8 protein-coding genes are annotated in these 8,364 nt (G+C 65.5%); 6 read left to right on the forward strand and 2 right to left on the reverse strand.

Features of this window, described 5'->3' with window-relative positions; all coding sequences use genetic code 11:
- The first annotated feature begins 55 nt into the window (after positions 1–55).
- Together ACE026_RS13985 and ACE026_RS13990 are read left to right on the forward strand one after the other, a co-directional pair.
- Positions 56–1,159 carry a GDSL-type esterase/lipase family protein gene (locus ACE026_RS13985; RefSeq protein ID WP_486039444.1) on the forward strand — a complete coding sequence of 368 codons (1,104 nt, stop codon included), beginning with the start codon at positions 56–58 and terminating at the stop codon, positions 1,157–1,159.
- A gap of 131 nt (positions 1,160–1,290) precedes the next feature.
- The gene (locus ACE026_RS13990) at positions 1,291–2,493 is read left to right on the forward strand and encodes a Fic family protein (protein WP_486039445.1); all 1,203 of its coding nucleotides are present in this window, start codon (positions 1,291–1,293) and stop codon (positions 2,491–2,493) included.
- Between the two features lie 31 nt (positions 2,494–2,524).
- Here the strand turns inward: ACE026_RS13990 and phhA are convergent, their stop codons facing one another.
- Entirely contained in the window at positions 2,525–3,421 is an 897-nt protein-coding gene (phhA, locus tag ACE026_RS13995) for a phenylalanine 4-monooxygenase (RefSeq protein ID WP_486039466.1), read from the reverse strand.
- Between the two features lie 127 nt (positions 3,422–3,548).
- On the opposite strand from phhA, the gene ACE026_RS14000 reads away from it, so the two are divergent.
- From ACE026_RS14000 to ACE026_RS14010, 3 genes are all read left to right on the forward strand, one after another.
- Positions 3,549–4,031, forward strand: coding sequence for an Lrp/AsnC family transcriptional regulator (locus ACE026_RS14000; RefSeq protein WP_486039446.1), 483 nt, complete (start codon positions 3,549–3,551; stop codon positions 4,029–4,031).
- Between the two features lie 114 nt (positions 4,032–4,145).
- Positions 4,146–4,436, forward strand: coding sequence for a hypothetical protein (locus tag ACE026_RS14005; RefSeq protein ID WP_486039447.1), 291 nt, complete (start codon positions 4,146–4,148; stop codon positions 4,434–4,436).
- The gene (locus ACE026_RS14010) at positions 4,433–4,840 is read left to right on the forward strand and encodes a hypothetical protein (protein WP_486039448.1); all 408 of its coding nucleotides are present in this window, start codon (positions 4,433–4,435) and stop codon (positions 4,838–4,840) included. Before ACE026_RS14005 ends, ACE026_RS14010 begins: the two co-directional genes overlap by 4 nt.
- Positions 4,841–4,898: 58 nt before the next feature.
- Here the strand turns inward: ACE026_RS14010 and ACE026_RS14015 are convergent, their stop codons facing one another.
- Complete coding sequence (locus ACE026_RS14015) at positions 4,899–5,897, reverse strand: patatin-like phospholipase family protein (protein WP_486039449.1); 999 nt, start codon at positions 5,895–5,897, stop codon at positions 4,899–4,901.
- A 160-nt stretch (positions 5,898–6,057) separates the two neighbouring features.
- On the opposite strand from ACE026_RS14015, the gene ACE026_RS14020 reads away from it, so the two are divergent.
- The gene (locus ACE026_RS14020) at positions 6,058–8,325 is read left to right on the forward strand and encodes a TonB-dependent receptor (protein ID WP_486039450.1); all 2,268 of its coding nucleotides are present in this window, start codon (positions 6,058–6,060) and stop codon (positions 8,323–8,325) included.
- Positions 8,326–8,364: the final 39 nt, after the last annotated feature.

Genomic DNA, 8,364 nt, shown 5'->3' on the forward strand with positions numbered 1-8,364 from the left:
GCGGCGCCGGTAGTGCCGGCCGCCGGCCGGCAGCTCTCCACCCAGGAGGATGACCATGCTGCGTTTGCTGCTGTCCCTGTCGCTGCTGCTCGCGGCCCCCAGCGCGCTGTGCGCCCCGCACCGCATCTTCATTGCCGGGGATTCCACCGCCGCCGCGTACGGCCCGGAGCGCGCGCCACAGGCCGGCTGGGGCCAGGCGCTGCAGAGCTATCTCGATCCCGCTGTGTGGGAGGTCCGCAACCACGCCAAGGGCGGCCGCAGCACGCGCAGCTTCATCGATGAGAAGCGCCTGGATGCGATCGCCGCCGAACTCCAGCGCGGTGACGTGCTGCTGATCCAGTTCGGTCACAACGACGCCAAGTTCGAAGATCCCACCCGCTACACCGATCCCGCCACGGCGTACCCGCAGTTCCTGATGCGCTACGTGCAGCTGGCCCGCGACAAGGGCGCCACGCCGGTGCTGATCACGCCGGTGGCGCGGCTGCTGTATGACTTCGGTTCGCTGCTGGATACGCACGGTGTGTACACCCAGGCGGTGAAAGCGCTGGCCACGCGCGAGCAGGTCGCGCTGATCGATCTCAACGACAGTTCCACGCGCTGGATCCGCGGGCTGGGCGAACAGGGCGCCAAGCCGTACTTCATGTTCGTGCCCGAGCAGAACAAGGCCGATGGCACGCACTTCAGCGTGGCCGGTGCGACGGCGGTGGCGTGTCTGGTGATGCGCGACTGGGTGGCGTTGCAGCCTGAACTAAAGCCGGCGCTGAAGCGCGATATCGACTGCGAGGTGCACAGTGCAGGGCAGGGCGGCGATGCGGCGAAGCCCTCGCGTGTCGTGCACGAACGCGACATCGCGGTGACCCAGCCCGGCCCGCATGGTGGGGCGGGGCCGACCACGGCGTATCCGTTCTTCGCCGAGGACATGGACCTCCCGTTCGTGCTTCGCAAACGTGTGCTGCATAAAGGTGCCGGCATCGGGCTGCATCCGCAGCACAAGGACGAGATCTACTACATCGTCAGCGGGCGGGGCAGCTACGTGTTGGATGGCAAGCAGCATGACGTGGCGGCGGGGGATGCGCTGCTGACGCGCGTCGGCAGTTCGCATGCGCTGCAGCAGGTGGGGGAGATGGATCTGGTGCTGCTGCTGGCGTATCCGCGCTAAGGGGCGGCCGGACTGGACTCAACCCTGGAGACCCTTAACCTTCAAAAGCGCCCCTGTATTTTGAAGGATAGATATCTAACCTTCAAAAGCGTACAGTGCTTTTGAAGGTTAGGCGCCCCAGGAGGCTGCCCATGCGTCGGGAAGACATCGCGGTATCCCTGCGGCAGTATCTGGTGCCGGTCGAAGGCCGCCCGCATCTGCTGGCCATGACCGCCCCGCCTACGCCGCGCAGGCTGCCGCCAGGGCAGTCGGGGAGCCGTGAACTGCTGATCAGCGCCAACGCGGCGCTGGCGAGGCTGGACCAGGCCATGCAGCAGTGGGCCGCCCCCGATCTGGTCACGCGCACGCTCGCGAGACGTGAAGCCGTGCAGAGCTCGCAGATTGAAGGCACCCGCACCGATCTGGACGAACTGCTGGTGTATGAGGCGACGCTGGGCCTGGACGGCCTGCCGCCCGACGTCGTCGTCACTGAGCGCTATGTGCAGGCGCTTCAGGACGGCCTGGAGGCGGTCCGGGAACGAGGCAGGCCCGCCATCAATCTTGGGCTGGTGAACCATCTGCACGCCGTGCTGATGCAGGACACGCCGGATGACTTCCCAAAAGGCAGGTATCGCCAGGAACAAGCGGTGATCGGCCCCTTGGGAGGACGCCCTGAAGATGCCCGCTTTGTTCCTTCGCCACCGGATCGGATCGGCGACGCCATGCAGGAACTGGAACGGCAGATGCTGCAGTACCGGCCCGCGGAGGACGAGCAGTTCGAACTGAACATCCTGGCGCAACTGACCATCGCGCATGCCCAGTTCGAAACGATCCACCCCTACAAAGATGGAAACGGGCGCACCGGGCGGCTGCTGATGCCGCTCATTCTGGCGGCCGAGGGATACCCACCGTTGTACCTGTCCGGCGCGTTGCTGCGCAGCAAGGATGCTTACTACGATGCGCTCAACCAGGTGCAGCTCAAGGGCAACTGGGCGCCGTGGATGGACATGGTGTGCAAGGCCGTGGTTGAGTCGGCGAACGATGCCATCGCCCTCGCCGAGGACATGCAGCAGCTCGTGGCCGACTGGTCCGAACAGGTGAGCGGCTATCGTGCAGACGCCGTCGCGCGCCGACTGCCCGCGCTGCTCGTCGGCCACCCGGTGGTAACCGCCGCGCAGGTTGCGTCGCTGCTGGGGGTATCGAACCGCTCGGCCCTCACCGGCATCTATGCGCTGGAGAAAGAGGGAATCCTGGCGACAGGCAACGAGCGGAAGTGGGGACGGACCTACTATGCACGGGCGGTTCTCGACCGGCTCAATCAGTTCCCGTTACCGCCCCACCAACGTCCGCGCTGAAAAGCAGCCGACCAACGGTCGGCTCTACCGATCAGACGTCGCCGCCGTCTTCCCAGCCTTCGCCCGTGCCCTTCTGGAACACGCGGTCACCGTCCTGCACGTCACCCGCCGGCAGATGGTCCCTGGCCTCCAGCGCGGCATAGATCGGGGTGAAGTCCGGCGCGGTCGCCTCCATCAACTGCTCGAAGCTGTCGATGACGAAGTAGGTCTTCTGGAAGGTGTCGATCCGGTAGCGGGTACGCATGATCCGCTCCAGATCGAAGCCGATCCGGTTCGGCGCCGCCGACTCCAGCGAGTACAGCGACTCGCCCTTGGACGACACGATGCCGGCGCCATAGATGCGCAGGCCTTCATCGGTGTTGATCAGGCCGAACTCCACCGTGTACCAGTACAGGCGGGTCAGGTGCTGCAGCGCCTCCGGGCCGATCGCATGCGCCTTGACGCCGCCGCGGCCGTAGGCGGCCATGTAGTCGGCGAACACCGGATTCATCAGCAACGGCACATGCCCGAACAGGTCATGGAACATGTCCGGCTCGGCGATGTAGTCGATCTGGTCCGGGCGACGGATCCACCACGTCACCGGGAAGCGGCGGTTGGCCAGGTGATCGAAGAAATCCAGCTCCGGCAGCAGGCCTTCCACGCCCACCAGCGTCCAGCCGGTCGCGGCGCCCAGCACCTCGTTGAGCTGGTCGAAGCGCGGGATCATGTGCGCGCTCATGCCCATCTCGTCCTGCGCGTGCAGGAACTCCTTGCTGGCGCGGCCTTCCAGCAGCGCGCGCTGGCGCTGGTACAGCGTGCTCCAGGTGGCGTGGTCGTCGGCGGTGTAGCTGTCCCAGGGCTGTTCCACGATGGCGGTGGTATAGACCGGCACGTATCCCTTGTCGGTCTGCTGGTGTTCGACGCGGCGGGGGGCGGTGGCGGTTTCCATCGTGGTGGTCTCCTGGGAAGTCATCTGTCGATGCTAGGGCAGGGCACGCGCAAGAGGTTTGCAAAGTTGCGCGGATATGGCCTCCTGGCGCAAGATCATTGCGTCCACCTCATGTTGCGGGGCAGCAATGACCGGAGATACCCAGTTCGACCGCACGGATCTGCGCTTGCTGGCGGAAATCCAGCAACACGGCCGCGCGACCAATGCCGAGCTGGCTGGACGGGTGAATCTGTCCCCGTCGGCCTGCCTGCGGCGCGTCCAGCGGCTGGAAAGCGAGGGCGTGATCGCCGGGTACGGCGCCCGCCTGGAGCCGCGCCAGATCGGCCTGGGGCTGCAGGCGTTCGTCCGGGTGCAGCTGGAGAAGCACGACCAGCACGCCATCGGCGTGTTCGCCGACAGCGTGCTGATCTGGGATGAGGTGGTGGCCTGCCATGCGCTCACCGGCGACATGGATTACCTGCTGCACATCTACGTGCGCGACCTGGAGCACTTCTCCAGCTTCCTGCTCGACAAGCTGCTCAATGCCGCCGGCGTGGCCGACGTCAATTCCAGCTTCGTGCTGCGCACGGTCAAGGAATTCCGCGCGCTGCCGCTAACGCAGTTGGAGTGACCCCAGCAACGTCGGCGGCGTAGCAAGGGTCCTCCAGGGTGGGATGGTCGGAAAGCGATATGCGCTTGGCCCCTCACTCCGAAATCAAGGACTCTTCTCCTCAAAGGACTCAACATGTCGACCGTTTCCGAAACCAACTACGTCACAACCTGGGGCTTCTTCTTTGCCAGCGGACCAGGCTTCTGGAAGGCTAAGCCCTCGTACTGGATCTCCTGGGGCATTGCGGTGTTCATGCTGCTCTTCGTCTCCTGGATCCTGGCCATGGGCATCTTCGGCTTCCTGTTCGTTGCCTCGATTGTCAGCAAGAAGCAATGGCGCCATCAGGAGGTCGAACGCGCTATCCGTGAATCGGCAGGCAAAACCGCAGACAGTACGGTGACCCCTCCGCCGATGCCGTCGCCTTGATCGGCCACGTTATCTCCGGTCGCCTCGTGCGGACCTTCGCGCTAGGGTTGCCGCTGTTCTTCCTCGCCGGTTGTGCGGCGGAGATGCGCTGCGGCGATTCGGACAGTCTCTCGCTTGCAGAGGAAATCATCGAGGAAAACCTCGAAAAGGCGGTTTGGTACAGGGAGATTTCTGACCAGATCACCGGCTCAACCGTAAGGGGGGCCACGACGCTGACGCGCAATGCCGAGCTTCGTTCCAGCACATGCAGGGCGACCTATGCATTCGAGTACCGTGGCAAATCACATGAAAGCGAGTTCGAGTACGAGATTCATTTCCTCGAAGACGAAGATGACTTCGAGCTGAGTCTGGACATCGACACGGTGAAGAGCAAGGTCATGGCTGCAGCATTGTTCGAGCGTTGACAGCGATACCGGCTCGCCATTGGAGGCCGCTGTGCTGGCGGCCTCCAATGGGGGCGACTCACAGCACGCATTTCTCCTTGCGCCCCATCAGTTTGCCCACGCGCGAAGGCTCATCGCACTTGGGCGTGGGCGGCGGCGGGGCCAGCGCGGCGGCGCGTGCCTTCTGCAGCTGCTGCACCTTGGCGCGGATCTGCGGCATCGCCGCCATCGCAGCCTTCTCGCCTTCCAGGATCGCGTTGTTGCGCTGGCCGAAATCGGCGGCGCCGATGTCCAGCACCTTCGGCCGGATGATGACGTCCGCGCGCGCCAGTTCCTGCTCGCCCAGGCGCTGGCCCATGATCGAGATCGACTGGTTGACGATGCCGAGCATGCCGGTCGGCGCCTTGCCGCTGGCCTTGCTGGAGATGTCCACGGCGATCACGATGTCCGCGCCGAGCTGGCGCGCCGCATCCACCGGCACCGGGCTGACCACGCCGCCGTCGATGTAGTTGTACTTGCCGATCTTCACCGGCTCGAACACACCGGGGATGCTGCTGGAGGCGCGCACCGCCTGGCCGACATTGCCGCGCACGAACACGGTGCGCTCGCCGGTTTCCAGCTGGGTGGCGACCGCAGCGAAGGGCTTGCTCAGCTTCTCGGCCGGGCGGTTGTCGACCTGTGCGTTGACGTAGTCCTGCAGCTTCTGGCCCTGGACCAGACCGCCGGAGAACAGACGCACGTCGCGGATGCTGGCTTCATCCAGGGCCACCGCCTTGGACTGCATCTGGAACGCGTCCATGCCGCTGGCATACAGCGCGCCGACCACACTGCCGGCGCTGGTGCCGGACACCACCACCGGTTCGAAGCCGTTGGCCTCCAGCATCTTGATCACACCGATATGGGCGAAGCCCTTGGCCGCGCCGCCGCCCAGCGCGATGCCGATCTTGACCGGCTTGGCCGGCGTCACCGGCACCGCCGCCGGCGGCGGGGTCGGGCGGACGGGATCGCCGCCGCAACCGGCCAGCAGGCCGAGCAGGGCAACGGACAGCGTCAGGCGGGTACGGCGCAGTGAAGTCATCGGCGTGGCAACTGAATGGGCATCGAGGGCCGCCAGCATACCGAAGCGCTGGCAGGCCGGCAGGGGTAATGAATAGCGGTTGTTTGCGGCGCTGTTGTTGTACTGCAACAATTGTCTGGTAGCGCCGGTCCACCACCCCTCCCAACACAGCCTAAACGCCATGTTCCCGAACCGCACTGCCCACGGCCGTTTCCCGTCCGTGCACCCGCTCGTTGTCGCCCTCGCCGCCCTGCTGCCATTGACGGCCGCAGCCCAAGACGCCCCCGCCACCAAGGATCCGGTGGCCCTCGATACGCTGCAGGTCACGGCGCAACGCCGCGTCGAAAACGCCAAGGACGTGCCGGTCTCGATCTCGGCCATCCAGGGTGAAAAGCTCGACGTACTGGGTTCGGCCGGCGATGACATCCGCTTCCTGTCGGCGCGTGTGCCGAGCCTGAACATTGAATCGTCCTACGGCCGTGCCTTCCCGCGTTTCTACATCCGCGGCCTGGGCAACACCGATTTCGACCTCAATGCCTCGCAGCCGGTCTCGCTGGTGTATGACGATGTGGTGCAGGAAAGCCCGCTGCTGAAGGGCTTCCCGCTGTTCGACCTGGCCGGCGTGGAAGTGCTGCGCGGCCCGCAGGGCACGCTGTTCGGCCGCAATACCCCCGCCGGCGTGGTGAAATTCGATTCGGCGCGTCCCTCGCAGGATGCCGACGGCTACATCAAGGTCGCCTACGGCAGCTACAACACCTGGAACACGCAGGGCGCCTACGGCGGCCCGCTGACCGACCGCTGGTCGGCGCGCGTGTCCGCGCTGTACCAGCGCCGCGACGACTGGGTCAGCAACACCCGCCAGGGCGCGCCGGCGCAGGGCTTTGAAGGCTACGACGAAGCCGCCGCCCGCGTGCAGTTCCTGTACGAAGGCGACGACGTCGAAGCGCTGTTCAACCTGCACAAGCGCAAGCTCAACGGCACCGCGCGCCTGTTCCGCGCCAACATCATCAAGCCGGGCACCAACCAGCTGGTCGAAAACTTCGACCGCGATGAAGTCTCCACCGATGGCCAGAACTTCTCCGACCTGGAAACCTGGGGCGGCAGCGCGCGCCTGAAGTGGGATCTGGGCCGCGTGACGCTGCACTCGATCACCGGTTACGAGACCGCCGAATCGCTGAACCACGGCGACATCGACGGCGGCTACGGTGCCAGCTTCCTGGGTGCCGGCAACTACGGCCCGGGCAACATCCCGTTCGCGTCCGAATCGGCCGATGGCCTGCCGCACCACCGCCAGTGGACCCAGGAATTCCGCGTGGAATCCAATGAGTGGGGCCGCTTCGACTGGCAGGCCGGCGTCTTCTACTTCGATGAAGACGTCACCATCGACAGCTTCAACTACGACTCGCTGACCCCGGGCAATCCGCAGACCGGTCACGCCGTGCAGCAGCAGCGCAACAAGGCGTGGGCTGCGTTCGCCTCCGGCGATTTTGACGTGACCGAGCGCTTCAAGCTGCGCGGTGGCGTGCGTTACACGCAGGACAAGAAGGACTTCAGCGCCAGCGTGCTGCAGGCCGTGCCGTTCGGCACCCCGGTCAGCGGCCCGTACATCGCCAAGACCGACGTCAACGACGTCAGCTGGGACCTGAGCGGCGTCTACCAGATCACCGGCAACCTCAACGCGTATGCCCGCGTGGCCAAGGGCTTCCGCGCGCCGTCGATCCAGGGCCGCCTGGCCTTCGGCGGCGTCTCGCAGGCCGATTCGGAGAAGGTGATCTCGTACGAGGCCGGCATCAAGGCCGACCTGTTCGACCGCCGCGCACGCCTGGGCTTCAACGTGTTCCGCTACAACGTCGACGGCCAGCAGCTGATCGCCGTGGGTGGCACCAACAACACCGCGACCCTGCTCAACGCCGACAAGACCCTCGGCCAGGGCGCCGAGCTCGACTTCGAAGCCTACCTGACCGACCACGTCCTGCTGACCCTGGGCAGCAGCTACAACGACACCGAGATCAAGGACAAGGATCTGGCGGTGGCGATCTGTGGCGGCGGCTGCACCATCACCGACCCGACCACGGTCATCGATGGCGGCACCTACGCACTGGTCAACGGCAACCCGCTGCCGCAGGCGCCGAAGTGGATCCACAACCTGACGTTGCGCGCCGGCTTCCCGGTCAACGATGCCAGCGAGTTCTACGTCTACACCGACTGGGCCTACCGCAGCGAAGTGAACTTCTTCCTGTACGAGTCGCCGGAGTTCCGCAGCCGCTCCTCGCTGGAAGGGGGCCTGCGCCTGGGCTACAACTGGGATTACGGCCAGTACGACGTGGCGGTGTACGGCCGCAACCTGACCGACCAGGTCCGCGTGGTCGGCGCGATCGACTTCAACAACCTGACCGGCTTCCTCAATGAGCCGCGCACGTTTGGTCTGGAGTTCACCGCGAAGTTCTGATGCACGTCATGCGGTACGTGCCCACCGTGGGTGGGCACG

It is taken from the genome of Stenotrophomonas sp. AGC87, from assembly GCF_057333975.1.